Source organism: Mycolicibacterium sediminis (assembly GCF_010731735.1).
Lineage (GTDB): Bacteria > Actinomycetota > Actinomycetes > Mycobacteriales > Mycobacteriaceae > Mycobacterium > Mycobacterium sediminis.
Genome location: NZ_AP022588.1, coordinates 2,687,811 through 2,710,683 on the forward strand (window position 1 = coordinate 2,687,811; position 22,873 = coordinate 2,710,683).

The following is a 22,873-nucleotide window of genomic DNA, read 5'->3' on the forward strand; positions in this document are numbered from 1 at the left end:
TACGGTTACGTCCGTTTCGGCGGGTGGATACCACTGATTTGTTTTCTCAGAGGTAACCCAGCAACTGATTCCGTTGATTGGCGGGTTTGCTGGTTCCGCTATCGTGCGCCTGCCGCGTGCAGGACGGCGATCGTGGCGGACACCTCCTTCGCGCGATACGCGTGGTGCCTCTGCGCGTCGGCCCACCACGCGACAAGGGCGTCGAGGCCCGGCTGCGGATCGGCGCCCAGCTCGGCCAGCGCCGCGACGGTGCCGGGCAGCAGCTGGCGGGCGGCGACCTCGATCGGCCGGGTGCCGTCGGCCGCAGCGGCGTCGACTGCGGCGCCGGCGCCGGCGAGTGCCCGGACCAGCTGCGGGCCGACGTGGTCGGACCGGTCGTCGAGGCAGTGCATCGGCGTCGCGCCGTCGGAGTCGCGCGGCGACGGGTCCACCCCACGTGCCAGGGCCGCGTCGAGCGCGACGGTCCGTCCGAGCCGGACCATCTCGTGCAGGATCGTCGTCGTCCGCTCCCCACGCGCCGTCACGTCGACGACGCGGCCGGCGTCGGCACCGGCGTCGACGAGGAGGACCGCGGCCTCGGGCCGAAGGGCGCGCACGGCGTACCAGAGCGGTGTCCCGCCGCACGGATCGAGCGGATCGGGGTCGTCGCCCCGGTCGAGCAGGTCGGCCACCGACGGGCCACCGCGTTCGGAGCGACGGAACAGCTCGAGTGCGTCGGGCTCGAGCGGGGTCAGCCACGGTGGCGGGTCCGCGCCGAGGGCCGAGACGACCCGCAGTGCGCCGAGCCGACGTTCGCCGAGGTCGTACCACGGCCACGGGCCGAGTCCCTTGGCGAGGAAGTCCGCCACCGGCAGCCGCTCCTCGGCGCGGATGATCCGCCCGCCGTCGTCGAGGTCCGATCGGAAGGTCAGCGTCGCCGGCGTCCCGTCCGCGTCGTCGACGAAGACCGCGACCGCGGCGTAGCCCTCCTGATACTCGACGAGTCCTACCATGCGTCCATGATGACCGTCGCCGCGATCGTGCTGGGGGTGATCGTCGCGGCGGCCGGCGCCGTCCTGCTCGCCGGCGACCGCAAGGGCGCCGATCCCGCGATCAGGTGGGAGGGGATGGCCGCGACGGGTCTGATGTTCGCCGTCGTCGGCGGGCCGTTCTGGATCGCGCAGGGCGTCTGCACGCTGTTGGCCACGCTTGACGGGGCGACGTGGTGGCTGTGGGCGTGGTGGCTCGTCGCCCCGACCGCGGGCATGGCCGTCCGGCGGTTACTACCCTGGTGAGGTGACCATGGGGGTCGACGAGTTCGAGCGGTGGCGGTCCCACCTGCTCGCCGTCGCGTACCGACTGACGGGCACGTTCGCCGATGCCGAGGACGCCGTGCAGGACGCGTGGCTGCGATGGCACGGTATGGGCGGCGACGGCCGCGACGGCATCACCAACCCGGGCGCCTGGCTCACCACCGTGGTCAGCCGGATCGGTCTGGACCGGCTGAAGTCCGCCGCACACCGCCGCGAGACGTACGTGGGGGAGTGGCTGCCCGAACCGGTCGTCACGTCGCTGGACGGATCGGATCCGCTCGCCGCGGTCGTCTCCGCCGAGGACGCGCGGTTCGCAGCCATGGTGGTGCTCGAACGGCTGACGCCGGACCAGCGGGTGGCGTTCGTGCTGCACGACGGGTTCGCCGTACCGTTCTCCGAGATCGCCGGGGTGCTCGGCACCACCGCGGCGGCCGCACGCCAGTTGGCGTCCCGGGCCCGCCGCACCGTGGTCGACGCGGCACCGCCCGCCCGCGACCCCTCCCACGCCGAGACCGTCTCGAAGCTGTTGGCTGCCATGGCAACCGGCGACGTCGGCGCGGTCGTGGCGCTGCTACACCCCGACGTCACGTTCACCGGCGACTCGAACCGGATGGCCCCCACGGCGGCTCGTGTCATCCACGGATCGGAGAAGGTGGCCCGATTCGTCATGTCACTCGTCGCCCGCTACGGCCCGGCGATGTTCGAGGTGGGCCGGCCGGCGCTCGTCAACGGGGACCTCGGGATGTACAACGAACGGGCGCACACCGACGGCGAGTGGACGGAGTTGCAACCGCACATCCAGGCCCTCACCGTGCGCGACGGCCTCGTGACCGCGATCTGGGACGTCGCGAACCCGGAGAAGTTCAGCGCGTCCCCGCTGGCGGCGCATCGGCCGGCCACGGCACCCGGCAGGCGTCGCCCGCGCTGAAACCCTGTTCGGCGATCCCCAGCGCGGTGTTCATGCGCGCGCGCATGTTCTCGACACCGATCTGATAGGTCAGTTCGATCACGCCGCCCTCGCCGAACCGTTGGCGGAGGTCGGCCACCTGGTCGTCGGTGACGGAGTGCGGGTCGGTGGTCATCGCGTCGGCGTAGGCGATGGCCGCACGCTCGTCGTCGGTGAACAGCGGGGAGGTCGCGTACTCGTCGACGTGCTGGAGGCGGTCGACGTCGAGGCCGTCGAGCCGGATGAGCATGGCGCCGAAGTCGACGCACCAGGAGCAGCCGACGGTGCGCGCGGTCCGGTAGACCGCGAGTTCACGGACGTTGGCGGGCAGGTCCGTCGACGCCCGCTCGACCATCCCCTCGTGGACCGCGGCGGCGACCATCAGCCCCCGGTGGTGCGCGTAGATCGCGAACGGCTCGGGCACCTCGCCGAACCGGCGCTTGGCGTACCACCACAGCAGCCGGGTGAGCGGCGAGGCCTTGGTGCGGGACAGGGGTTCCAGTCGTGGCGTCATACCGGTCCGACGACGCAGCCGCCCAACGTGTGACGGGGCTCTGCGGTTCTCTCGGCGAGCACCTCTCTCGGCGAGCGTGCGTGTCTGCGGGCAACACGCCGGTCGCGATCCCAAGTTCGCGCACGCTCGCGGAACGCTCGCGCGCCGAAATCGAGTAGTCCTACGGATGCAGCCGCCGTGCAGCCGCGCAATTCTCGACGGATGGACCTCGAACTGCACTCAGATACGTCGACGGAGGACTCACGCGGCGTGGCGGCGAACATGCTGGCGCTCGGCGCGTTGGCATCGATGGCCATCGCCTACCTGCAGATGTTCACCGTCCTCGGCGGCACCCACTATGCGTCGAAATTCGAGAACGGCGAACTGCCCGCCGGCGTCGACGGATCGGCCGGTGAACTGGCTGCGGGTTCGAGCATCGTCGCAGCGGTGCTCGCTCTCGTCGCGATCGCGGCTGCACTCAGCCGCCGCGTGACCAAGACGGTCGGCGTCGCGGCGGTGCTGGTCGTGCTCGCGGCGGGACCGTACGCGATCCTCGAATTCATCACGTGGCAGCTCGCCTTCTGAGGAAAGCGGCGAGCGTGCAAAAACTCGGGTTCGCACCCGGCGTGTCGCCTGCAGACACGCACGCTCGCCGGAGGAGGCCGAGGTACCGACTACCGCGCGAAGAGCAGCGCGCGCTTCACTTCCTGGATCGCCTTGGTGACCTGGATGCCACGCGGGCACGACTCGGTGCAGTTGAACGTCGTGCGGCAGCGCCACACCCCGTCGACCTCGTTGAGGATGTCGAGTCGCTCGGCGGCGGCCTCGTCACGGCTGTCGAAGATGAACCGGTGCGCGTTGACGATCGCGGCGGGGCCGAAGTACGAGCCCTCGCTCCAGAACACCGGGCAGCTCGTCGTGCAGCACGCGCAGAGGATGCACTTGGTGGTGTCGTCGAAGCGGGCGCGGTCGGTCTGGCTCTGCACGCGTTCGCGCGTCGGCTCGTTGCCGCTGGTGATCAGGAACGGCTTCACCGCGCGGTACGCGTCGAAGAAGGGCTCCATGTCGACCACGAGGTCCTTCTCCACCGGCAGCCCGCGAATCGGCTCGATCGTGATGGTGAGCTGCTTGCCCTCCTTCTTGGGCAGCAGGTCGCGCATCAGCACCTTGCACGCCAACCGGTTCACACCGTTGATGCGCATGGCGTCGGACCCGCAGACGCCATGTGCGCACGACCGGCGGAACGTCAGCGTGCCGTCGAGGTACCACTTCGCGTAGTGCAGCAGGTTGAGCAGCCGGTCGGTCGGCAGGCAGGGCACGCGGAAGCTCTGGAAGCCCGCGCCGTCCGGGTCGTCGGGGTTGAACCGCGCGATCTTCAGCGTGACCATCACCGCGCCCTCGGGCACGGGCGGCTCCGCCTGATCGACCTTGTCGGGAGCTTCCAAGACAGGGGCCATGTGGGTCAGTACTTCCGTTCCATCGGCTCGTATCGGGTCTGGACCACGGGCTTGTAGTCCAGCCGGATGTCGGACAGGAGGTCGGTGGCGCCGTCGGAGTCGCTCTTCTCGTCGATCACCTTGTACGCCATGGTGTGACGCATGTAGTTGGTGTCGTCGCGGTTCGGGTAGTCCTCGCGGGCGTGACCGCCGCGCGACTCCTTGCGGTTCAGCGCACCGGCGACGGTGACCTCGGCCAGCTCCAGCAGGAAGCCCAGCTCGATGGCCTCGAGCAGGTCGCTGTTGTAGCGCTTACCCTTGTCCTGCACGGTGATTCGCGCGTACCGCTCCTTGAGCGAGTGGATGTCGGTCATCGCCTGCTTGAGGGTCTCCTCGGTGCGGAACACCGCGGCGTTGTTGTCCATCGACTGCTGCAGTGCGCCGCGGATGTCGGCGACGCGCTCGTTGCCGTGCTCGGAGAGGATGTCGCCCACCCAGGACGTCACCATGTTGGCGGGCGTCTCCGGCATGTCGACGAAGTCGTGCCCCGCCGCGTAGTTGGCGGCGGCGATGCCCGCGCGCCTGCCGAACACGTTGATGTCGAGCAGCGAGTTGGTGCCCAACCGGTTGGAGCCGTGCACCGAGACGCACGCACACTCACCGGCGGCGTACAGACCGGGCACCACCGAGTTGTTGTCGCGCAGCACCTGGCCGTGCACCGTGGTGGGGATGCCACCCATGACGTAGTGACACGTCGGGTACACCGGCACAAGCTCGGTGACCGGGTCGACGCCCAGGTAGGTGCGGGCGAACTCGGTGATGTCGGGCAGCTTCGCCTCGAGCACGTCGGCACCGAGGTGACGCACGTCGATGTAGACGTAGTCCTTGTTCGGCCCGGCACCGCGGCCCTCGAGGACCTCGAGCACCATCGAGCGGGCCACGATGTCGCGCGGCGCGAGGTCGACGATCGTCGGCGCGTAGCGCTCCATGAACCGTTCGCCGTCGGCGTTGAGCAGTCGACCGCCCTCGCCGCGCACGGCCTCGGAGATCAGGATGCCCAGGCCGGCGAGACCCGTCGGGTGGAACTGGTGGAACTCCATGTCCTCCAACGGAAGTCCCTTGCGGAACACGATGCCCAGGCCGTCGCCGGTCAGGGTGTGCGCGTTGGAGGTGGTCTTGTACATCCGGCCCGACCCGCCGGTGGCGAAGACGATCGCCTTGGCGTGGAAGACGTGGATGTCGCCGGTCGCCAGCTCGTAGGCGACGATGCCCGTGGCGACGGGTCCACCCGGCGTCTCGGACAGGACGAGGTCCAGGGCGTAGAACTCGTTGAAGAACTCGACGTCGTGCTTGACGCAGTTTTGGTAGAGCGTCTGCAGGATCATGTGACCGGTGCGGTCCGCGGCGTAGCAGGCGCGCCGGACGGGGGCCTTGCCGTGGTCACGGGTGTGCCCGCCGAAGCGGCGCTGGTCGATGCGGCCCTCGGGCGTCCGGTTGAACGGCATGCCCATCTTCTCGAGGTCGTAGACCGCGTCGATGGCTTCCTTGCACATGATCTCAACCGCGTCCTGGTCGGCGAGGTAGTCGCCGCCCTTGACGGTGTCGAAGGTGTGCCACTCCCAGTTGTCGTCTTCGACGTTGGCCAGCGCGGCGCACATGCCGCCCTGGGCTGCGCCGGTGTGGCTACGCGTGGGGTACAGCTTCGTCAGCACGGCGGTGCGGGCCCGGGGGCCCGCCTCTACGGCCGCGCGCATCCCAGCGCCGCCCGCACCCACGATGACGACGTCGTAGCGGTGTTCGATCAACATGTTCTCGACTCCATCCGTTGCATTTCCGTCGTCCCGCTAGGCGATGTTCGCGTCGAACGTCAACAGCACGTAGGTGCCGAGCACCAGCGTGAAGATCATCGACAGCGCCAGCAGGCTGTTCAGCCAGAACTTCGTCGAATCCTTGCGCGTGTAGTCGGCGATGATCGTGCGCATCCCGTTGCCGCCGTGCAGCTGCGCCAGCCACAGCAGCAGCAGGTCCCAGGTCTGCCAGAACGGGGAGGCCCAGCGCTCGGCGACGTAGTTGAAGTCGATCCGGTACACGCCGTTCTCCCACATCAACATGATGAAGAGGTGGCCGAGCGCCAGGAACACCAGCACCAGGCCGGAGAACCGCATGAACAGCCAGGTGTACTTCTCGAAGTTCGGCATCGCGCCGCGCTTGCGCGGCGCGCGCGGGTTGTCCAGTCCGGCCGGGCGGTCGAAGCTCCGCTGCATCACCGGTGCCGCGCCGCCCCGCTCGCTGACGTGGTCGTAGGGGTTCTCCGCCGAGGCGCTTCCTCGCGTCGTCGCGCTCACAGGAAACGCTCCGCCATGTGCATGCCGATCACTCCGAGCGAGCCGATGATGCCCGCGATCCAGATGGCGAGGACGACCCACAGCATCTTGCGCTGATACTTCGGCCCGTGCTGCCAGAAGTCGATGAGGATGACGCGGACGCCGTTGAGTGCGTGGTAGAGCACCGCGACGACGAGGCCGGCCTCCATCAGACCGATGATCGGCGTCTTGTACGTCTCGATGATCTGGTTGTAGGCCTCGGGGCTGACCCGGACGAGGGCGGTGTCGAGGACGTGCACGAAGAGGAAGAAGAAGATCGTCGCGCCGGTGATCCGGTGCAGCACCCACGACCACATGCCGGGGTCACCTCGGTACAGCGTCCTGCGCTTCCGCGGCGACGAACGCGGTGCCTCCAGGGAGGTATCCGCGGTTGTTGCTGTGCTCATTCCCGACCTCCAACGCCTTCGGTGGACGTGTGGGCTGCGCGGCGGCCGATCGGGTGCTTCAATCGGCTGCGTTACCAGCCCTTACCTGCTCGCGACTCTAATCCCAAAAGTCCTTCTCTTAGAACTAGCGTGGAAGCCCGGATAGTCCTGGCGGAGTCCGAGTTAGGGTTGCCTATCTGGCCGTTCAGCACGCGAGACGGGGGCTTCGGAATGGATTCAGAACACGGCCGGCGCGAGGCCGCCGGCACACGGATCGACTGGAACGCGTTGCGGGACAAGGCCGTTGCAGTCGCAAGGACCGCCTATGCGCCCTACTCGCACTTTCCGGTGGGTGCGGCCGGCCTGACCGACGACGGCCGGACCGTGGTCGGGTGCAATGTGGAGAATGTCTCATATGGCTTGGGTCTCTGCGCCGAGTGTTCGGTGGTCTGCGGCCTGCACTCCGGTGGTGGTGGCCGGCTGGTCGCACTCGCCTGCGTCGACGCCGTCGGGACCGCGCTCATGCCGTGCGGGCGCTGCCGCCAACTGCTGCTCGAGCACGGGGGTCCGGACATGCTGATCGACCACCCCGCCGGCCCGCGGCCACTGCGTGAACTGCTGCCCGACGCGTTCGGGCCCGACGACCTCGAGCGGGTCCTGGGACAAGATCAAAAGCCATGACGGAGTTCGCGTTCGAGTCACACGATGCGCCGACGGTCATCCGCACCAAGCGCGACGGCGGCATCCTCTCCGACGCCCAGATCGACTGGGTGATGGACGGCTACACCCGCGGCGTGGTGCACGACGCGCAGATGTCGGCGTTGCTGATGGCGATCTTCCTGAAGGGCATGAGCACCGCCGAGATCACCCGCTGGACGGCCGCGATGGTCGGGTCCGGCGTGCGGTTCGACTTCGACGACCTACGCCGTGACGGCACGCCGCTGGCCCTGGTCGACAAGCACTCCACCGGCGGTGTGGGGGACAAGATCACCATCCCGCTGGTCCCCGTCGTGATGGCCTGCGGCGCGGCGGTCCCCCAGGCCGCCGGGCGGGGTCTCGGACATACGGGAGGCACGCTGGACAAGCTCGAGTCGATCGAGGGCTTCACCGCCGAGATCTCCAAAGCCCAAATTCGGCAACAACTTCAGGACATCGGCGCCGCGATCTTCGCCGCCGGCGACCTCGCCCCGGCCGACCGGAAGATCTACGCGTTGCGTGACGTGACCGCCACCACCGAGTCACTGCCGCTGATCGCGAGTTCGGTGATGAGCAAGAAGCTGGCCGAGGGCGCCCGGTCGCTGGTGCTCGACTCGAAGGTCGGTAGGGGCGCCTTCCTGAAGACCGAGGCCGAGTCGCGCGAACTGGCCCGCACGATGGTCGACCTCGGCAACGCCTACGGCGTGCCGACGCGGGCGCTGCTCACCGATATGAACCGCCCCCTCGGCAACACGGTGGGCAATGCGGTCGAGGTCGCCGAGTCGCTCGACGTGCTGGCCGGCGGTGGTCCCGCCGACGTGGTGGAACTGACGCTGGCGCTGGCCCGCGAGATGCTCGACGTCGCCGGCGTCGACGGCGTCGATCCGGCCGCCACCCTCGCCGACGGTACGGCGATGGACTGCTTCCGCGCGCTGGTGTCCGCGCAGGGCGGCGACCTGGCCCGCCCGCTGCCGACGGCCGCGCACTCCGAGACGCTCACCGCCACCCACGGTGGGACCATGGGAGACATCGACGCGATGGCGGTGGGTCTAGCGGTGTGGCGGCTCGGTGCGGGCCGTTCGGCGCCGGGCGCTCGGGTGCAGTTCGGAGCGGGAGTGCGCGTCCACCGCAGGCCCGGCGAACCCGTCGCCCCGGGAGAGGCGCTGTTCACCTTGTACACCGATACTCCCGAACGGTTCGGCGGCGCCGTCGCCGAACTCGACGGCGGCTTCAGCGTCATCGCCGCCGGCGAACCGGCCCCCGAGGTCGGCCCCCTCATCATCGATCGGATCACCTCGTGACCACACCACTGACTCTCGAGACCATCGCCAAGGCGCCCAAGGCGCTGCTGCACGACCACCTCGACGGCGGCCTGCGCCCGGCCACCGTGATCGACCTCGCCTCCGAGATCGGCTACGACGATCTGCCCGCCACCGACGTCGACGAACTCGCGACGTGGTTCCGCACCCGGGCGCACAGCGGATCGCTGGTCCGCTACCTCGAACCGTTCGCGCACACCGTCGGCGTGATGCAGACCGCCGAGGCGCTGCACCGGGTCGCCCGGGAGGCCGCCGAGGACCTCGCCGCCGACGCCGTGGTGTACGCCGAGATCCGGTTCGCCCCCGAGCTGCACATCGACCGCGGTCTCTCGCTCGACGCCGTCGTCGATGCGGTGCTCGCCGGCTTCGCCGACGGAGAGCGGGCCGCAGCCGCCGAGGGTCGGCCGATCACCGTGCGCTGCCTGGTCACCGCCATGCGGCATGCGGCGCGGTCACGCGAGATCGCCGAACTCGCCGTCAGGTTCCGCGACAGGGGAGTCGTCGGCTTCGACATCGCCGGGGCGGAGGCCGGCTACCCTCCCACGCGTCACCTCGATGCCTTCGAGTACATGCGAGGCAACAACGCGCGGTTCACCATTCACGCGGGAGAGGCCTTCGGCCTGCCGTCTATCCACGAGGCCATCGCCTTCTGCGGGGCCGACCGGTTGGGCCACGGCGTGCGGATCGTCGACGACGTGACCGAGCACCCGGACGGTACGGTCGAGCTGGGCCGGCTCGCGTCGCTGCTGCGCGACAAGCGGATCCCGCTGGAGATGTGCCCGAGCAGCAACGTGCAGACCGGCGCGGCGCCGAGCATCGCCGAGCACCCCTTCGACCGGCTGGCCCGGCTGCGCTTCCGCGTCACCGTCAACACCGACAACCGGTTGATGAGCGACACCACGATGAGCCACGAGATGCTCCACCTGGTCGAGGCGTTCGGCTACGGCTGGACCGATCTGCAGCGCTTCACGATCAACGCGATGAAGTCGGCCTTCATCCCCTTCGACGAGCGCCTGGCGATCATCGACGACGTGATCAAGCCCCGTTACGCGGTACTCGTCGGCTGACCGAGGACGTCGCGTAGGCGGTCGGCGAAGACGTGGGATCCGCCCATGAAGCCGCCGTGGTCGCCGGGGAACTCCGCCAACTCGGCGCCGATGGCCTCCGCGGTCGCACGCGAGGTCGGCGTCGTCAGCAGCCCGCCCGAGTCGACGCCCAAGCCGATCACCACGCGCGTCGACGTGGACCGAAACGCCTCGGCGTCGGGCACGTACTGCGTCGTCGATGACAGGTCGTGCAGAAAGAATCTCGCCGACTCGGCGGCCTGGTCGCCGGTGGGTTCCGGAGCGCCCTGAGCGCCGGGGCCGTCGCCGTCGGGGAGGTCGAACCCGGCGTTCGCCATGAAGTGTCCCCACGCGGCCTGGAACCCGTCGCGGTGGTAGGTCGCGATGACCGCCTCGGTGGCTGCGCGCTGCTCGGCGGCGTCGGGGAGCAACTCCGTCAGCGGCGGCTCGTGCGCGACGAGGGTGCGGACCGTGCCGGGGTGACGGGTGACCAGCGCCAGACCGGTGACGGCGCCGCCGCTGCTGCCGAACAGGTCGACCGGACCGCCGCCCATGGCGTCGATGATCGCTGCGACGTCGTCGGCTCGGATGTCCGGCGTGGACGGGCCGTCCGGATCGTCCATCGGACTGCCCGCATAGCCGCGCGGGTCGTAGGTGACCACGGTGTGGTCGGTGGCCATGGCGTCCGCGATGGCGGCGAACTCGGCCGCGGCCATCGGGGAGCCGACGAGGAACAGCAGCGGTCCCGCGCCGCGCACCTCGTAGTGCAGGCGTGCGCCGGGGACGTCGATCGAGCGGGAGACGAGGCCGTCAGTAATGGTCATGCCGGTGCAGACCCATGGCGGGCCGGGAACTCATCGCGAGCGACGCCTACTCGGCGCGCAGCCGCGACTCGACGAAGTTCTCCAGCTGCTCCCACTGTGCGACGGCCTTGGCGTACGGCCCGGTGGGCTTCGACACGGAACTCGGGTCCAACGCGTAGGAGACGAACCGGCCCAGCGGCTGATCGGCGTCCAGCGCCGCGTCGACCGTGGTGTCCTCGGCGTAGTCGCTGACGTCGCGCAGCAGTTCGACGACGAGTTCGAGCTGTTCGCGGTCGATGGTGTCGGGTCCGTCGGCGATGTCGTCGGCGAGACCAGTGAGCACGTACACGTTGTCGTCGGTCACCGCGATCTCCAGGGAGCCGTCGGTGGCGGCGGTGCGGACGTCGTCGTAGGTGGCGAGTTCGGACAGATCGCTCTCGTGCTCGTCGGCGAGGTACCGGGCGAGGGCCCGTTCCGAGCCGAACACGCTGATGCGGCCGTTGCGGCCGAGGAAGCGGGGCTCGTCGTCCAGGTAGCAGCGCAGCGTGTAATAGGTGCCGCCGCGGCTCATGATCCGGATGGGGTCGATGCCGACCTGGGTCCAGAAGTCCTCGTCGCCGCCGAGCACCTTGTCCTGGGCGTGCGCCGCGAGTTCGTCCTCTTCCTCGTCGGTGTCGACGACGTCGTCGATCACCGGCTCGTCCTCTTCTTCGCGCTCGGGGGCGGGCTCGGCGAGTTCGGCCTCGGCCTTCTCGGCGGCCGTGGTGTCGACGTCGGGCGTGGTGACCAGCTCGTCGATGGCGTCGAGTACCGACTCCCAGCCGCGGCCGATGACCGTGCCGATCTCGGCCCAGCGCTTCTTGCCCGGCCGTCCCTCGAAGGCCTCGATGCCGCCGCCGAGCGAGCCGAGGACGGGATTGCCGTTGAAGAACTTCGCCACCGCCACCAGGTCGCACACCGAACCGAGCGACTGCACGATCGACAGCGAGCGCAGCAGCGACCTGACGGACGCCTCGGTCGGCTTCTCGGCGGCGGTGTCGATGACGCCGATCAGGTCGTAGAGGTGGTCCTCGTCCGGGTCGCACAGGTGCGCGTTGGCCTCGGTCAGCGCCGGCCAGGCGGGGTGATCGGTGAGATCGTTGTCCGTGTCGGTGCGGACGAACGCGACGAGGTCGGCGACCGTCTCGAACGCGTAGAGATCCTCGTCCTTACCCAGGAACCCCTGCCATTCGTCGTCGGCGTCTCGCCACGACGGAGCCCACAGTGTGTACAGGTCGCCCTTGGTCAGCCCGAGCCGAACCGGCACGATTTCCGCAGCCATGCGGCACAGCCTAACGACGCCGCTCGTGCAGGGGTCACGGCCTCCGCGGCTGGCGCTCTCCCGGAGCGTTCGGATCGGGGCGGTTCACCGACGCCATCCACCCCGCGACACTGACCAGGAGGAGGTACGCGCCGGCGCCGAAGCGGTAGTTCGTGCCGAGGATCATGACGGTGCTCCCATGGTCGAGGTTCGGGTGCGGTGTACCTCGCCATCGTCGTCAGCAAACCTGAGAGAACGGCTAACGACGACCTTCGGGCATACTGCTCAGGTGGGCTGCAGCCAATTGCCGTCGAGCGCCTCGATGCGGTCGACGTTGTCCTCCGCCCAAGCGCGTAAGGCGCCGAGCGGTCCCGAGACGTCGACGCCGAGATCGGTCAGCTCGTACTCCACCCGCGGGGGCACCTCCGCGTAGATCGTGCGCGTCACCAACGATGCGGCCTCGAGTCGCCGCAGGGTCTGGGTGAGCATCTTCGCGCCGACTCCGGGCAGCGCGGTCTGCACCGCGGTGAAGCGCATCGGCCCGTGGTCGTCGAGGAGACCGATGATCAGAGCCGACCACTTGTTCGCCAGCAGGTCGAGCAGCGCCCGGCACGGGCAGGTCGCGGAGTAGACGTCGTGATGGTCGTGTCGACCGTTCGGGCATGGCCGTGCCATGTCGTCTCCTTCGAACCCGTGACCAGTAATGCTTTCGTTCGGATCGTAGTGGCCGCGTCAGCTGCACGGCTTCCCGCGAGGGAAGCAACCGTCCTTGCGGGACACCGGCATCGCGGGCATAGCATCCGATCGCGGTCGGGGTCTCCGACCGACGACCCGTGGCACCGCACGAGATACAGGACGAGACGACATGACCACGATGACCGCGGTCGGCTCCCATGCCGGCCTGCCGATCGATTCCCCGGACGCGCTGCAGGATGTCGAGGTCCCGATCCCCGAGCTTCGGCCGCGGGACGTCCTCGTCCGAGTGGAGGCCGTCTCGGTGAATCCCGTCGACGTGAAGCGGCGCACCGGCATGCGGCCGTCCTCGGAACCGACCATCCTCGGCTTCGACGCGGCGGGTGTCGTGCACGCGGTCGGCTCGGAGGCCACGATGTTCGAGGTCGGCGACGAGGTCTGGTACGCCGGTGACGTCACCCGCCAGGGAAGCAACGGCGAGTTCCACGCCGTCGACGAGCGGATCGTCGCACGCAAGCCGGCGTCGCTGGGCTTCGTCGAGGCGGCCGCGCTCCCGCTCACCACGATCACCGCGTGGGAGACGCTGTCCGAGCGCTTTTGCATGACGAGCGAGACGACCGGCGACCTGCTGGTGTTGGGGGCCGCGGGCGGTGTCGGGTCCGTCCTGATTCAGCTGGCCAAGCGACGCACGGGCGTGCGGGTGATCGGCACGGCCAGCCGCGACGCCTCGCGTGCGTGGGCGCTCGACATGGGTGCCGACGCGGTCGTCGACCATCACCACCTTCGCGACCAGACCCTCGAGGTCGCGCCCGACGGCGTCGACTACGTGTTCTCGCCGCACTCGGCGGGCAACGTCGACGTCTACGCCGACATCGTCCGGCCCTTCGGCCACGTCACCGCGATCGACGAGCCCGAGGGTCTGGAGCTGGTGGCGCTCAAGGCGAAGAGCATCGCGTGGCACTGGGAGCTGATGTTCACCCGGTCGATGTTCGGCGTCGACATGGAGGCTCAGGGCCGCATGCTCGCCGATGCGGCGGCGATGGTCGACGCCGGAGACCTGCGGACCACGCTCACCACCGCCATCGCAGGCTTCGACGCCAAGGGGTTGCGCGAGGCGCACCGGCTCGTCGAGTCGGGCCGGATGGTCGGCAAGGTGGTCGTGCACCGCTGATCGTCACTCAGGCCGTCGGGCGCCAGAAGCCTTGAAATCCCTGTCCCGCGTTGGTCGTTCGGATGGGGGAGAGCTTGACGGGGTCACCCGCTTCGACCATCAGGCCGTCTCCGGCGACCATCGCGACGTGGCCGTCCCACACGGCGAGGTCACCCGGACGGAGGTCGTCGCGGCTGACGGCGGCCCCGATGTCCTGTTCCTGCGCGAGCCGTGGCAGATCCAATCCGGCCTGCCCGTACGCCCACTGGGTGAGTCCGCTGCAGTCGAGGCCGACGCCGGGTGTCGTGCCACCCCAGTCGTAGGGCACGCCGAGTTGGGTCAGCGCGTGCCGGACGGCGCTGGCGGCGACGGCGTTGGGCGCGGACGCGGTGGCGCCGTCGGGAAGGGTGACGGTCGTGTCGCTGCCGAAGGAGTCGGGACTCGGTGTGGGCCGGCGCGTACCGCTAGGGCTCCCTCGACCGCCGGCGGTGTGCGCGGCCGGTACCGCGCTCCCCGCCGACGAGCGCAGGCCCGACGCCGCGGCCGACGTGAGCGGTGCCGCCGCCGCGACGCCCGAACCGAGGCCGGACCACGGGGACGAGCCGGTCGGGCCGCCGGCCGCCGGGGTGGTCGATCCCGTCGATTCGACGGTCGCCGCCCGCGCGTCGAGTTCGCCGGTGAGGTCGCTCAGCACCGACCGGGCCTCGTCCTGGGCTCTGCGTGCGTGCTCGACGAGTTCGGCCATCTCGCCGGGATCGTCGGGGTCGGTCGCCAACGCCCGAGCCTCGAACTCCTCGATGATCGCGTCGATGCGTGCCCGCGCGCGGACCACGGCGTCGGAGGCCGCGGTCGCCGCCGCCCCCAGCCGTTCCGCGCGTTCGCCCAGGGCGTCGATCGCCGCGACGGTGGCGAGGGTGACGTCGCGGGCGGCGTCGGCGGCGGCGCCCGTCCACCGCACGCCGGTGGAGGCGGCGGAGACGTCCCGGGAGATCGTGGCCAGCCCGGTCCGCACCGCGTCGAGTGCCGGGCCGAGGCCGTCGGCGCCCGTGCCGATCATCGCGCGCATCTCGTGCAGCGGCGCCGAGAGGGCCGACGCCATCGTGCCGGGCACCGTCAGACCCCGAGGGATCCGACGGTCCGGCCGGCCCGCTGATCGGCGTCGTCGTAGGACGTCGCGGTCGCCGTCGCGGCGCTCGAGCCGTCGTTCAGACGGGTCGACAGAGCGCTGGCGGAATCGGCGTCGCGCCCGACGGCCTCGACCAGTGCCGTGAGGAAGCGCGCCCCGATCGGGCCGAAGGCCTCCGGCTGCGGGGTGAGCGCGCTCAGTCGGGCCGCGACGTCCTGAAGGTCGGCGGCGTGGCGGGCGTGGGCCGTGGCGAGTTCGCGAAGCGCGGGAATGTCAGCGTGCACGTCGTTAGGACGCGGGTCGGACGCGATCGGTTCCATTAGGGTTCGTGCGCATGGACGTCCGGGTCATCGATCACCCTCTGGCCGCTGCGCGACTCACCACGCTGCGTGACGAGCGGACCGACAATGCCGGGTTTCGCGCGGCACTGCGGGATCTGACGCTGATGCTCGTCTACGAGGCGACCCGGGATGCCGCGTCGGCCACGATGTCGGTACGCACGCCGCTGACGGACACGACCGGTTCGCGGCTGGCCGCGCCGCCACTGCTGGTGCCGGTGCTGCGGGCGGGGCTCGGCATGGTGGACCAGGCGCACGCGCTGATCCCGGAGGCTCGGGTGGGCTTCGTCGGCGTGGCACGCGACGAGACGACCGCACAGCCGACGCCGTACCTCGAGTCGCTGCCCGACGACCTGAGTTCGCAGCCCGTGATGGTGCTCGACCCGATGCTGGCGACGGGTGGGTCGATGGCCTACACCCTGGGACTGCTGAAGGCCCGTCGGGCGGTCGACATCACGGCGGTGTGCGTGGTGTGTGCGCCGGAGGGCATCGCGGCGCTGGAGCGGGTGGTGCCGGACCTGAAGCTCGTCACGGCGTCGATCGACGACGGGCTGAACGACGTCGCCTACATCGTGCCCGGGCTCGGCGACGCCGGCGATCGGCAATTCGGGCCGCGCTGAGCGGATTTGGTTGGCCGTGTACGGGACCCGTCCTGGGAGGCGAGGTGGCGTGCGACCATCGTGTGCATGACTGGTATTCGATCGCGCGCTGCGGTCACGGGGTTCGCCATCGTCGCCGGACTATTCGGGATGGCGGCTCCGGCCGACGCGGCGCCTCGATCGGACGATGGAAATTGCTTCGTGGAGCCGTATCTCGCGTCCTGCGAGGGTGGTCCGTTCGGTATCCCGACGAGTCCCGCCGATCCGCAGTGCGCGATGTCGCCGGCGGACGCGGTGTGCTCCGGCGGCCCGTTCGCCCCACCGACGCCGCCGCCCGTGGGCAGCGGCCTTCCGGGGAGCATCAACGCCGACGGGACCGCCGCGGGCAGCCCGCCGCCCCCGCCGCCGATGATCGGCGGGATGGGCGGGATCGGTACGCCCGGCATGATCTGAGGGGCCTGACGTCAGCCCGTGTGTCGAGATAGCGCTGGCGCGGGGAAAGTGCGAGTGGGGGTGACGCTGAGCGCTCACTCGACGGCGGGCGCACCCCACACGCATCACCAACCGCGAACGGCCTCGACCATCGCGGCGAGCAGTCCTTCGGCCTCGGCGGTGGCGGCGGCCACGTCGTCGCGGGGCGCGAGCCGAACTTCGAGGTAGGACTTCAACTTCGGCTCGGTACCGGACGGCCGGACCACGACGCGCACCGACGTGACGGCGTCGCCCCCTGATAGAACCAGCGCGTCGGTCTGCTGCTGCCCGCTCCGCTGCGCCAGGTCGTCGACCGTCAGCGCATGGCCCATGAGTTCGGCGGGCGGGGACTCGCGCAGCCGCGCCATGACCGACCGCGCCTCGTCGACGTCGTCGAACCGCCGGGAGACCGCGCCGGTCGCGTGCACGCCGTGCCGACGGAACAGCATCGCCAGCGCATCGGGCACTGTGCCGCCGTCCCGACGCAGCGCGGCGACCAGATCGCACGCCAGCACCGCCGCGGTGATGCCGTCCTTGTCCCGCACCGCCGACGGGTCCACACAGTGCCCGATCGCCTCTTCGTAGGCGTAGACCAGGGTCTTGCCGGGCAGGTCCGAGTCTGCCCGGGCCAGCCACTTGAAACCGGTGAGCGTCTCGACGTGCGTCGCGCGGTGCGCAGCGGCGATCGCCGCCAGCATGCGCGACGACACCACCGTGCTCGCCACCACGCAGTTCGCCGCCATGCCCGATCCCAGTTGAGACAGCACGTAATCGCCGAGCAGCCAACCGGTTTCGTCGCCGGACAGCATCCGCCAGCCGGTGTCGGTCGGGATGCCCACCGCGCACCGGTCGGCGTCGGGGTCCAGGGCGATCGCGACGTCGGCGTCCTTGTCGGCGGCCAGCGCGAGCAGCAGGTCGGTGGCTCCCGGCTCCTCGGGATTTGGAAAGGAGACGGTGGGGAAGTCCGGGTCGGGCGCGAACTGCTCCGCCACCACGTGCACGTCGCGGATGCCCGCCTCGTGCAGCACCTGCAACGCGACCTCGCCCCCGACGCCGTGCATCGCCGTCAACGCCACCCTGACGTCACCGTCGGTGCGCCGCACCGTCGCCGCGCGTCGGACGTAGGAGTGGATCAGCTCGGTGCCGACGGGGTCGACCTCCGCACGGTCGACGGCCACGGGGGCGCGGGCCATCGCGGTCTCGATCTCGCGGTCGGTCGGGCCGACGATCTGCATGCCACCTTCGCCGAACACCTTGTACCCGTTGTCCGCCGCGGGATTGTGCGACGCCGTGATCTGGACGCCGGCCACGGCGCTCCGCTCGCGAACGGCGTAGGCGAGCACCGGCGTCGGGGCGGGATCAGGTAGCAGTACGACCGAGAAACCGTGACCGGCAAGCACTTCCGCGGTCGCGATGGCGAAGTCGTCGGACTGGTGCCGGGCATCGCGGCCGACGATCACCGTCGATCCGCCGAGACCGCGGTCGCGCAACACTGTGCCCAGCCCCCAGGTCGCCCGCGTCACGGTCTCGACGTTCATGCCGCCTGGTCCGTCCCGCATGGGGCCGCGCAGTCCTGCGGTGCCGAACACCAGGGGCTCGTCGGTCATGGACTCATTGTGCGGTGTCGGCATCGGCCAGCTTGCGGAGCACCGGCGCGACGAGCATCAGCAGGTTGGCCTCGAGATCGGTCAGGGTGCGTGCCATCGCGTCCTGCAGCCATGCGTCCCGCTCGGCGCGGTCGGCGGCGAGCAGCGTGCGGCCCTCGTCGGTGAGTTCCACGAGCTGGCGTCGCCGATCCTGGGAGTCCGCTCGGCGGGAGATGAGTCCCCGGGTCTCGAGTTCGTTCAGCCCGTCGGTCAGCGACTGCACCCGCACGCCCAGCCTCGCCGCCAGTTCGGCGGGCGTGGTGACGCCCAGCCGGCTGGCATCGCCGAGGGTCTGCATCTGGCTGAGGGTGAGGCCGTTGTCCGATCGGTGTCTGCGCAGCTGGCGGGTGAGGGCCACGACCGATTCCCGCAGTTCGGTCGCCGACGGTGTCTCCATGATGCCAAGTTTAGACTTGGTATTACTGGAAAGTGAACAGCGGACACGCGGATTGCGATCGTGAAATGCGAAGTGCATACTTGGCTTCATGCTGAGATGGGCGTTGTTGGCGGCGGTCACGGTCGCCGTGACCGTGCCGCTCACACTGGTCGGCGTGCCGTCCGCGGCGCTCTTCGCGGCGCTGCTGGTCGGCATCGTGCTGGCCATGACGTCGCTGGCCCCGAAGGCCGTTCCCCGCACGGCCGGCCTCGCCGCCCAGGGAGTCCTCGGCATCTACATCGGCACGATGGTCCACCGCGATGCCATCGACGCGCTCGGGCCGGACTGGGCCATCGTGCTCGGCGTGGCCGTCGCCACGTTGGCGCTGAGCATCGTCGCCGGCGCACTGCTCGGTCTGCACCGCGACGTGACCCCGCTGACCGGGGCGCTCGCCCTCGTCGCGGGCGGCGCGTCGGGGCTCGTCGCCATCGCCCGCGAACTCGGTGGTGACGACCGAGTGGTCGCCGTCGTCCAGTACCTGCGGGTGGCGCTCATCACCGCGTCGATGCCGCTCGTGGTCACGTTCGTCTACCACGCCGAGAAGACCGCCGACGCCGCGCCGCCGGCCCAAACCGACGCGCTGCCCTGGTATCTCAGCATCGGGCTGATGGCCGTCATCGTCCTGGTCGGAGCGACGGTCGGTCGGCTCGTCCGACTTCCCGGCGCCGGACTGCTGGGCCCGATGGCCATCACGATCGCCCTGGAACTGACCGGCACGTCACTCGGCCTCGCGGTGCCGCTGGTGCTGGTACAGGTGGGCTACGCCGTGATCGGGTGGCAGGCGGGGGTGTCCTTCACCCGGGAGTCGATCCGGTCGATCGGCCGCGCCCTACCCGCCGCGCTCGGCCTCATCGTCTTCCTCAACGTGGCCTGCGCCGGGCTCGGCGTCCTGCTGGCCCACGTCTCCGGCATCAGCCTGCTGGAGGGCTACCTCTCCACCAGCCCGGGCGGCATCTACGCCGTCCTCGCCACGGCGGTGGAGACGGGCTCCAACGTCACGTTCATCGTCGCGGCGCAGGTCGTGCGCGTCCTGCTGATGCTGTTCGCAGCACCCCTGCTGGCACGCGGCCTCGTCGCCGCCACCCGGCGGCTGCGCTACAGCCCGGCGACCACCTCGGAGAGCAGGGAACCCATCCGCGTCGCCGACTGACGTCCCGCCTCGAGGACCTCGTCGTGCGACAGCGGCAGGCCCGTCATGCCTGCCGCGAGGTTGGTCACCAGAGACACGCCCAGCACCTCGGCACCCGCGGCGCGGGCGGCGATCGTCTCGTGCACCGTCGACATTCCGACGAGGTCCGCGCCGAGGGTGCGCAGGGCGCGGATCTCGGCGGGCGTCTCGTAGTGCGGCCCCGGCAAACCGGCGTACACGCCGTCGGTCAACGTCGGATCCACGCCGCGGGCCAGCGCCCGCAGCCGCGGCGAGTACGCGTCGACCATGTCCACGAACTGCGCGCCGACCAGCGGGGACCGGGCCGTCAGATTGAGGTGGTCGCCGATCAGGACCGGCTGCCCGACGGTGTACTCCGAGCGCAGGCCACCGGCCGCGTTGGTCAGCACCACCGCTGACGCACCGGCCGCACACGCCGTGCGCACCGGGTGGACGACGTGGCGCAGGTCGTGTCCCTCGTAGGCGTGAATGCGGCCGAGCAGCACCAGGACTCGCGTGTCGCCGAGCGTCAGGGCCCGCACCTCGCCGCCGTGGCCCGCCGCGCTGGGAGGGGTGAAGCCGGGCAGATCCGCCATCGGAACCACCGCCTGCGCGTCGCCGAGGGCGTCGGCCGCGGGCGCCCAGCCCGAACCGAGCACGACGGCCACGTCGAAGGCATCCACACCCGTCCGCCGCAGCAGTTCCTCGGCGGCTGCCGCCGCTGCGTCCGAGGGGGATCGATGGTCGCTCACAGCCAGGGAGCCTAACCGGCACCGCGACCATCCGAAGCGCGGTGAGATACTGCGAGTCATGTCCACTGCCAGCGCGTCGACGATCGTGGAGGAGACCGTCCGGCACCGTCGCAGTGACCTCGTCGAGCTGTCGCACTCGATCCACGCCGAACCCGAACTCGCCTTCGCGGAGTACCGCAGCTGCGCGAAGGCCCAGGCGCTGGTCGCGGAGCGCGGTTTCGAGATCACGGCCGCCGCGGGTGGCCTGGACACCGCGTTCCGCGCCGAGTTCGGCGACGGAGCGCTGGTCATCGGGGTCTGCGCCGAATACGACGCGCTTCCCGAGATCGGGCACGCCTGCGGGCACAACGTCATCGCGGCATCGGCGGTCGGCACCGCGCTCGCGCTCGCGGACGTCGCCGGACAGCTGGGCATCAAGGTCGTCCTGCTCGGCACACCCGCCGAGGAGGCGGGCGGCGGGAAGGTGCTGATGATGAACGCGGGCGTGTTCGACGACGTCGCCGCGTCGGTAATGCTGCACCCCGGCCCGCTCGACATCGCCCGCGCCCGTTCGCTGGCGCTGTCGCAGGTCCTGGTCACCTACCTCGGCAGGGAGGCGCACGCCGCCGTCGCGCCGTACCTCGGCCTCAACGCCGCCGACGCGATCACCGTGGCGCAGGTCGCGATCGGCCTGCTGCGACAGCAGATGGCCCCGGGTCAGATGGCCCACGGCATCGTCACCGTCGGCGGCCAGGCCACCAACGTCATCCCCGGCCGTGCGGAGATGGCGTACACGATGCGCGCCAACGACGCGGAGTCCCTGCGCGAACTGGAGGGCCGGATCACCGACTGCTTCCTCGCCGGCGCGATCGCCACCGGCTGCGAGCACCGGATCGAGCCCACCGAGCCCGCGTACCACGAACTCAACCCCGACCGATGGCTCGCCGACGTCTTCCGCGAGGAGATGGTGCGGGTGGGCCGCAGCCCCGTCGGCGCGGACGTCGAGGCGGCGTTCCCGCTGGGTAGCACGGACATGGGGAACGTGACGCAGATCCTTCCCGGCATCCACCCGATCGTCGGTATCGACGCGGGCGGCGCATCGGTGCACCAGCCCGCCTTCGCCGCGGCCGCCGCCGGCCCCAGCGCCGACGAGGCCGTGATCGAGGGTGCCGTCATGCTGGCCCGCACGGTGGTCCGGTTGGCCGAATCGCCGGTCGAGCGCGAACGCGTGCTGGCTCGGCAGGAACGACGGGCGGCGTCATGAGTCTCAGCGGATACGTCGACGCGTGGTTGGCCGAGCACGAGGGCGATCTGATCGCCTGGCGCAGACACATCCACGCCAACCCCGAGCTGGGCCGCCAGGAATTCGGGACGACGCAGTTCGTCGCCTCGCGCCTCGCCGACGCCGGCCTCAACCCCAAGGTGCTGCCCGGTGGCACCGGTCTCACGTGCGACTTCGGCCCCGAGGGCGGACCGCGGGTGGCGTTGCGCGCCGACATGGACGCGCTGCCGATGGCCGAGCGCACCGATCTCCCGTTCGCGTCCGCGGTACCCGGGGTGGCACACGCCTGCGGTCACGACGGTCACACGTCGGTCCTGCTGGGCACCGCGCTGGCACTGGCGTCCGCGCCGGAGCTGCCCATCGGCGTCCGGCTGATCTTCCAGCCCGCCGAGGAACTGATGCCCGGCGGCGCCATCGACGCGGTCGCCGCCGGTGCGCTGATCGGCGTCACGCGGATCTTCGCGCTGCACTGCGACCCTCGGCTCGCGGTCGGCAAGGTGGCCACCATCGCCGGACCGATCACCTCGGCCGCCGACCAGATCGAGATCACGCTGCAGTCGCCCGGCGGGCACACGTCCCGGCCGCACCTGACGGGCGACCTGGTGTACGCGCTCGGCACGCTGATCACGGGCGTGCCCGGCGTGCTGTCCCGCCGCGCCGACCCGCGCAACAGCACGGTCATGGTGTGGGGCGCGGTGAACGCAGGCGTCGCCGCCAACGCGATCCCGCAGTCGGGGTCGGTGGCGGGCACCATCCGCACCGCCAGCCGCGAGGCCTGGGTGGGCATGGAGGACCTCGTCGGCGAGATCGTCGCGTCGCTGCTCGCGCCGCTGCAGGTGCAGTATGCGGTGAACTACCGCCGCGGCGTCCCGCCCGTGGTCAACGAGGAGGTCTCGACGCGCATCCTCACCCACGCCATCGAGGACGTCGGCCCGGATGCGCTCGCCGACACCCGGCAGTCCGGTGGCGGGGAGGACTTCTCCTGGTACCTCGAGGAGGTGCCGGGTGCGATGGCACGGCTCGGGGTGTGGTCCGGTCAGGGCCCGCAGTTGGACCTGCACCAGCCGACGTTCGACCTCGACGAGCGGGCGCTGGCCGTGGGCGTGCGTGTCCTCGCGAACATCGTGGAGCGCAGCGCAGCGGTCTGAGCGCGGCG

27 protein-coding genes are annotated in these 22,873 nt (G+C 70.5%); 12 read left to right on the forward strand and 15 right to left on the reverse strand.

All coding sequences use genetic code 11. The features are described 5' to 3' along the window. Nucleotides 1-98: 98 nt before the first annotated feature. The gene (locus G6N64_RS12860; RefSeq protein ID WP_163797413.1) at nucleotides 99-992 is read right to left on the reverse strand and encodes an ankyrin repeat domain-containing protein; all 894 of its coding nucleotides are present in this window, start codon (nucleotides 990-992) and stop codon (nucleotides 99-101) included. A 6-nt stretch (nucleotides 993-998) separates the two neighbouring features. Here G6N64_RS12860 and G6N64_RS12865 point away from each other — a divergent pair, with 6 nt between their 5' ends. Together G6N64_RS12865 and G6N64_RS12870 are read left to right on the forward strand one after the other, a co-directional pair. Next, entirely contained in the window at nucleotides 999-1,274 is a 276-nt protein-coding gene (locus G6N64_RS12865; protein ID WP_163797414.1) for a hypothetical protein, read from the forward strand. Nucleotides 1,275-1,281: 7 nt separating this feature from the next. Continuing rightward, the gene (locus tag G6N64_RS12870; protein WP_163801710.1) at nucleotides 1,282-2,220 is read left to right on the forward strand and encodes a sigma-70 family RNA polymerase sigma factor; all 939 of its coding nucleotides are present in this window, start codon (nucleotides 1,282-1,284) and stop codon (nucleotides 2,218-2,220) included. Here G6N64_RS12870 and G6N64_RS12875 read toward each other — a convergent pair. Further along, nucleotides 2,156-2,752, reverse strand: coding sequence for a carboxymuconolactone decarboxylase family protein (locus G6N64_RS12875; RefSeq protein WP_163797415.1), 597 nt, complete (start codon nucleotides 2,750-2,752; stop codon nucleotides 2,156-2,158). The genes G6N64_RS12870 and G6N64_RS12875 overlap by 65 nt on opposite strands. 201 nt (nucleotides 2,753-2,953) lie before the next feature. Here G6N64_RS12875 and G6N64_RS12880 point away from each other — a divergent pair, with 201 nt between their 5' ends. Beyond that, complete coding sequence (locus G6N64_RS12880) at nucleotides 2,954-3,316, forward strand: hypothetical protein (protein ID WP_163797416.1); 363 nt, start codon at nucleotides 2,954-2,956, stop codon at nucleotides 3,314-3,316. Nucleotides 3,317-3,405: 89 nt separating this feature from the next. Here G6N64_RS12880 and G6N64_RS12885 read toward each other — a convergent pair whose 3' ends face one another. The 4 genes from G6N64_RS12885 to sdhC all read right to left on the reverse strand — a co-directional run bounded on the left by G6N64_RS12885 (nucleotide 3,406) and on the right by sdhC (nucleotide 6,937). After that, the gene (locus G6N64_RS12885) at nucleotides 3,406-4,188 is read right to left on the reverse strand and encodes a succinate dehydrogenase iron-sulfur subunit (RefSeq protein WP_163797417.1); all 783 of its coding nucleotides are present in this window, start codon (nucleotides 4,186-4,188) and stop codon (nucleotides 3,406-3,408) included. Between the two features lie 5 nt (nucleotides 4,189-4,193). Next, nucleotides 4,194-5,975: a succinate dehydrogenase flavoprotein subunit gene (sdhA, locus tag G6N64_RS12890; RefSeq protein WP_163797418.1), complete on the reverse strand. Its 1,782-nt coding sequence runs from the start codon at nucleotides 5,973-5,975 to the stop codon at nucleotides 4,194-4,196. Between the two features lie 36 nt (nucleotides 5,976-6,011). Continuing rightward, a complete protein-coding gene (locus tag G6N64_RS12895) occupies nucleotides 6,012-6,431 on the reverse strand; it encodes a succinate dehydrogenase hydrophobic membrane anchor subunit (RefSeq protein ID WP_163801712.1) in 420 nt (139 codons plus the stop codon). Nucleotides 6,432-6,508: 77 nt separating this feature from the next. Continuing rightward, nucleotides 6,509-6,937, reverse strand: a complete 429-nt coding sequence (gene sdhC / locus G6N64_RS12900; protein ID WP_163797419.1) for a succinate dehydrogenase, cytochrome b556 subunit — start codon at nucleotides 6,935-6,937, stop codon at nucleotides 6,509-6,511. A gap of 210 nt (nucleotides 6,938-7,147) precedes the next feature. Between sdhC and G6N64_RS12905 the strand changes: the two genes are divergently transcribed. Genes G6N64_RS12905 through G6N64_RS12915 form a run of 3 tightly spaced genes read left to right on the forward strand, consistent with a single transcriptional unit; the run spans nucleotide 7,148 to nucleotide 9,998 of the window. Beyond that, a complete protein-coding gene (locus tag G6N64_RS12905) occupies nucleotides 7,148-7,597 on the forward strand; it encodes a cytidine deaminase (protein ID WP_163797420.1) in 450 nt (149 codons plus the stop codon). Then, on the forward strand, nucleotides 7,594-8,913 hold the full coding sequence (locus G6N64_RS12910; RefSeq protein WP_163797421.1) for a thymidine phosphorylase: 1,320 nt from the start codon (nucleotides 7,594-7,596) through the stop codon (nucleotides 8,911-8,913). Before G6N64_RS12905 ends, G6N64_RS12910 begins: the two co-directional genes overlap by 4 nt. Next, nucleotides 8,910-9,998, forward strand: coding sequence for an adenosine deaminase (locus tag G6N64_RS12915; protein WP_163797422.1), 1,089 nt, complete (start codon nucleotides 8,910-8,912; stop codon nucleotides 9,996-9,998). The genes G6N64_RS12910 and G6N64_RS12915 overlap by 4 nt, the downstream gene beginning before the upstream one ends. Here the strand turns inward: G6N64_RS12915 and G6N64_RS12920 are convergent. The 4 genes from G6N64_RS12920 to G6N64_RS12930 all read right to left on the reverse strand — a co-directional run bounded on the left by G6N64_RS12920 (nucleotide 9,977) and on the right by G6N64_RS12930 (nucleotide 12,773). Continuing rightward, nucleotides 9,977-10,819, reverse strand: a complete 843-nt coding sequence (locus G6N64_RS12920; RefSeq protein ID WP_163797423.1) for an alpha/beta fold hydrolase — start codon at nucleotides 10,817-10,819, stop codon at nucleotides 9,977-9,979. The two genes, G6N64_RS12915 and G6N64_RS12920, sit on opposite strands and share 22 nt — an antisense overlap. A gap of 46 nt (nucleotides 10,820-10,865) precedes the next feature. Next, nucleotides 10,866-12,119 carry a protein export chaperone SatS gene (gene satS, locus G6N64_RS12925; protein ID WP_163797424.1) on the reverse strand — a complete coding sequence of 418 codons (1,254 nt, stop codon included), beginning with the start codon at nucleotides 12,117-12,119 and terminating at the stop codon, nucleotides 10,866-10,868. Between the two features lie 34 nt (nucleotides 12,120-12,153). Beyond that, nucleotides 12,154-12,285 carry a hypothetical protein gene (locus tag G6N64_RS30505; RefSeq protein ID WP_264002121.1) on the reverse strand — a complete coding sequence of 44 codons (132 nt, stop codon included), beginning with the start codon at nucleotides 12,283-12,285 and terminating at the stop codon, nucleotides 12,154-12,156. 98 nt (nucleotides 12,286-12,383) lie between these two features. Beyond that, a complete protein-coding gene (locus G6N64_RS12930; RefSeq protein ID WP_163797425.1) occupies nucleotides 12,384-12,773 on the reverse strand; it encodes a winged helix-turn-helix transcriptional regulator in 390 nt (129 codons plus the stop codon). Between the two features lie 190 nt (nucleotides 12,774-12,963). On the opposite strand from G6N64_RS12930, the gene G6N64_RS12935 reads away from it, so the two are divergent. Further along, nucleotides 12,964-13,962, forward strand: coding sequence for a zinc-binding alcohol dehydrogenase family protein (locus G6N64_RS12935; protein WP_163797426.1), 999 nt, complete (start codon nucleotides 12,964-12,966; stop codon nucleotides 13,960-13,962). A gap of 7 nt (nucleotides 13,963-13,969) precedes the next feature. On the opposite strand, the gene G6N64_RS12940 is transcribed toward G6N64_RS12935, so the two are convergent. Both G6N64_RS12940 and G6N64_RS12945 read right to left on the reverse strand, forming a co-directional pair. After that, nucleotides 13,970-15,040 carry a C40 family peptidase gene (locus tag G6N64_RS12940; RefSeq protein ID WP_163797427.1) on the reverse strand — a complete coding sequence of 357 codons (1,071 nt, stop codon included), beginning with the start codon at nucleotides 15,038-15,040 and terminating at the stop codon, nucleotides 13,970-13,972. A 14-nt stretch (nucleotides 15,041-15,054) separates the two neighbouring features. Then, on the reverse strand, nucleotides 15,055-15,351 hold the full coding sequence (locus G6N64_RS12945; protein ID WP_246231131.1) for a type VII secretion target: 297 nt from the start codon (nucleotides 15,349-15,351) through the stop codon (nucleotides 15,055-15,057). A 50-nt stretch (nucleotides 15,352-15,401) separates the two neighbouring features. Here G6N64_RS12945 and upp point away from each other — a divergent pair, with 50 nt between their 5' ends. Together upp and G6N64_RS12955 are read left to right on the forward strand one after the other, a co-directional pair. Beyond that, a complete protein-coding gene (upp, locus tag G6N64_RS12950; RefSeq protein ID WP_163797429.1) occupies nucleotides 15,402-16,025 on the forward strand; it encodes a uracil phosphoribosyltransferase in 624 nt (207 codons plus the stop codon). A 66-nt stretch (nucleotides 16,026-16,091) separates the two neighbouring features. Further along, nucleotides 16,092-16,457, forward strand: coding sequence for a hypothetical protein (locus G6N64_RS12955; protein WP_163797430.1), 366 nt, complete (start codon nucleotides 16,092-16,094; stop codon nucleotides 16,455-16,457). Between the two features lie 104 nt (nucleotides 16,458-16,561). Here G6N64_RS12955 and G6N64_RS12960 read toward each other — a convergent pair whose 3' ends face one another. Both G6N64_RS12960 and G6N64_RS12965 read right to left on the reverse strand, forming a co-directional pair. Then, nucleotides 16,562-18,082, reverse strand: a complete 1,521-nt coding sequence (locus tag G6N64_RS12960) for a phospho-sugar mutase (RefSeq protein ID WP_163797431.1) — start codon at nucleotides 18,080-18,082, stop codon at nucleotides 16,562-16,564. 4 nt (nucleotides 18,083-18,086) lie between these two features. Beyond that, nucleotides 18,087-18,518, reverse strand: coding sequence for a MarR family winged helix-turn-helix transcriptional regulator (locus tag G6N64_RS12965; protein WP_163797432.1), 432 nt, complete (start codon nucleotides 18,516-18,518; stop codon nucleotides 18,087-18,089). A gap of 88 nt (nucleotides 18,519-18,606) precedes the next feature. Here G6N64_RS12965 and G6N64_RS12970 point away from each other — a divergent pair, with 88 nt between their 5' ends. Beyond that, nucleotides 18,607-19,707, forward strand: a complete 1,101-nt coding sequence (locus G6N64_RS12970) for an AbrB family protein (protein ID WP_163797433.1) — start codon at nucleotides 18,607-18,609, stop codon at nucleotides 19,705-19,707. Here the strand turns inward: G6N64_RS12970 and G6N64_RS12975 are convergent. After that, the gene (locus G6N64_RS12975; RefSeq protein ID WP_246231132.1) at nucleotides 19,653-20,456 is read right to left on the reverse strand and encodes a purine-nucleoside phosphorylase; all 804 of its coding nucleotides are present in this window, start codon (nucleotides 20,454-20,456) and stop codon (nucleotides 19,653-19,655) included. The genes G6N64_RS12970 and G6N64_RS12975 overlap by 55 nt on opposite strands. Before the next feature lie 58 nt (nucleotides 20,457-20,514). On the opposite strand from G6N64_RS12975, the gene G6N64_RS12980 reads away from it, so the two are divergent. Next, complete coding sequence (locus G6N64_RS12980) at nucleotides 20,515-21,699, forward strand: M20 family metallopeptidase (RefSeq protein ID WP_163797435.1); 1,185 nt, start codon at nucleotides 20,515-20,517, stop codon at nucleotides 21,697-21,699. Beyond that, a complete protein-coding gene (locus G6N64_RS12985) occupies nucleotides 21,696-22,865 on the forward strand; it encodes a M20 family metallopeptidase (RefSeq protein ID WP_163797436.1) in 1,170 nt (389 codons plus the stop codon). Before G6N64_RS12980 ends, G6N64_RS12985 begins: the two co-directional genes overlap by 4 nt. Nucleotides 22,866-22,873: the final 8 nt, after the last annotated feature.

Bases quoted from the DNA above. Each gene is read 5' to 3' on its own strand.
- G6N64_RS12955 (WP_163797430.1), top strand. From the start codon at position 16,092: ATGACTGGTATTCGATCGCGCGCTGCGGTCACGGGGTTCGCCATCGTC.
- satS (WP_163797424.1), bottom strand. From the start codon at position 12,119: ATGGCTGCGGAAATCGTGCCGGTTCGGCTCGGGCTGACCAAGGGCGAC.
- G6N64_RS12870 (WP_163801710.1), top strand. From the start codon at position 1,282: ATGGGGGTCGACGAGTTCGAGCGGTGGCGGTCCCACCTGCTCGCCGTC.
- G6N64_RS12960 (WP_163797431.1), bottom strand. From the start codon at position 18,082: ATGACCGACGAGCCCCTGGTGTTCGGCACCGCAGGACTGCGCGGCCCC.
- G6N64_RS12865 (WP_163797414.1), top strand. From the start codon at position 999: ATGATGACCGTCGCCGCGATCGTGCTGGGGGTGATCGTCGCGGCGGCC.
- sdhC (WP_163797419.1), bottom strand. From the start codon at position 6,937: ATGAGCACAGCAACAACCGCGGATACCTCCCTGGAGGCACCGCGTTCG.
- G6N64_RS12880 (WP_163797416.1), top strand. From the start codon at position 2,954: ATGGACCTCGAACTGCACTCAGATACGTCGACGGAGGACTCACGCGGC.
- G6N64_RS12985 (WP_163797436.1), top strand. From the start codon at position 21,696: ATGAGTCTCAGCGGATACGTCGACGCGTGGTTGGCCGAGCACGAGGGC.
- sdhA (WP_163797418.1), bottom strand. From the start codon at position 5,975: ATGTTGATCGAACACCGCTACGACGTCGTCATCGTGGGTGCGGGCGGC.
- G6N64_RS12885 (WP_163797417.1), bottom strand. From the start codon at position 4,188: ATGGCCCCTGTCTTGGAAGCTCCCGACAAGGTCGATCAGGCGGAGCCG.
- G6N64_RS12980 (WP_163797435.1), top strand. From the start codon at position 20,515: ATGTCCACTGCCAGCGCGTCGACGATCGTGGAGGAGACCGTCCGGCAC.
- G6N64_RS12935 (WP_163797426.1), top strand. From the start codon at position 12,964: ATGACCACGATGACCGCGGTCGGCTCCCATGCCGGCCTGCCGATCGAT.
- G6N64_RS12910 (WP_163797421.1), top strand. From the start codon at position 7,594: ATGACGGAGTTCGCGTTCGAGTCACACGATGCGCCGACGGTCATCCGC.
- G6N64_RS12875 (WP_163797415.1), bottom strand. From the start codon at position 2,752: ATGACGCCACGACTGGAACCCCTGTCCCGCACCAAGGCCTCGCCGCTC.
- G6N64_RS12895 (WP_163801712.1), bottom strand. From the start codon at position 6,431: ATGCAGCGGAGCTTCGACCGCCCGGCCGGACTGGACAACCCGCGCGCG.
- G6N64_RS30505 (WP_264002121.1), bottom strand. From the start codon at position 12,285: ATGATCCTCGGCACGAACTACCGCTTCGGCGCCGGCGCGTACCTCCTC.
- G6N64_RS12970 (WP_163797433.1), top strand. From the start codon at position 18,607: ATGCTGAGATGGGCGTTGTTGGCGGCGGTCACGGTCGCCGTGACCGTG.
- G6N64_RS12905 (WP_163797420.1), top strand. From the start codon at position 7,148: ATGGATTCAGAACACGGCCGGCGCGAGGCCGCCGGCACACGGATCGAC.
- G6N64_RS12965 (WP_163797432.1), bottom strand. From the start codon at position 18,518: ATGGAGACACCGTCGGCGACCGAACTGCGGGAATCGGTCGTGGCCCTC.
- G6N64_RS12860 (WP_163797413.1), bottom strand. From the start codon at position 992: ATGGTAGGACTCGTCGAGTATCAGGAGGGCTACGCCGCGGTCGCGGTC.
- G6N64_RS12920 (WP_163797423.1), bottom strand. From the start codon at position 10,819: ATGACCATTACTGACGGCCTCGTCTCCCGCTCGATCGACGTCCCCGGC.
- G6N64_RS12940 (WP_163797427.1), bottom strand. From the start codon at position 15,040: ATGGCGTCGGCCCTCTCGGCGCCGCTGCACGAGATGCGCGCGATGATC.
- G6N64_RS12930 (WP_163797425.1), bottom strand. From the start codon at position 12,773: ATGGCACGGCCATGCCCGAACGGTCGACACGACCATCACGACGTCTAC.
- upp (WP_163797429.1), top strand. From the start codon at position 15,402: ATGGACGTCCGGGTCATCGATCACCCTCTGGCCGCTGCGCGACTCACC.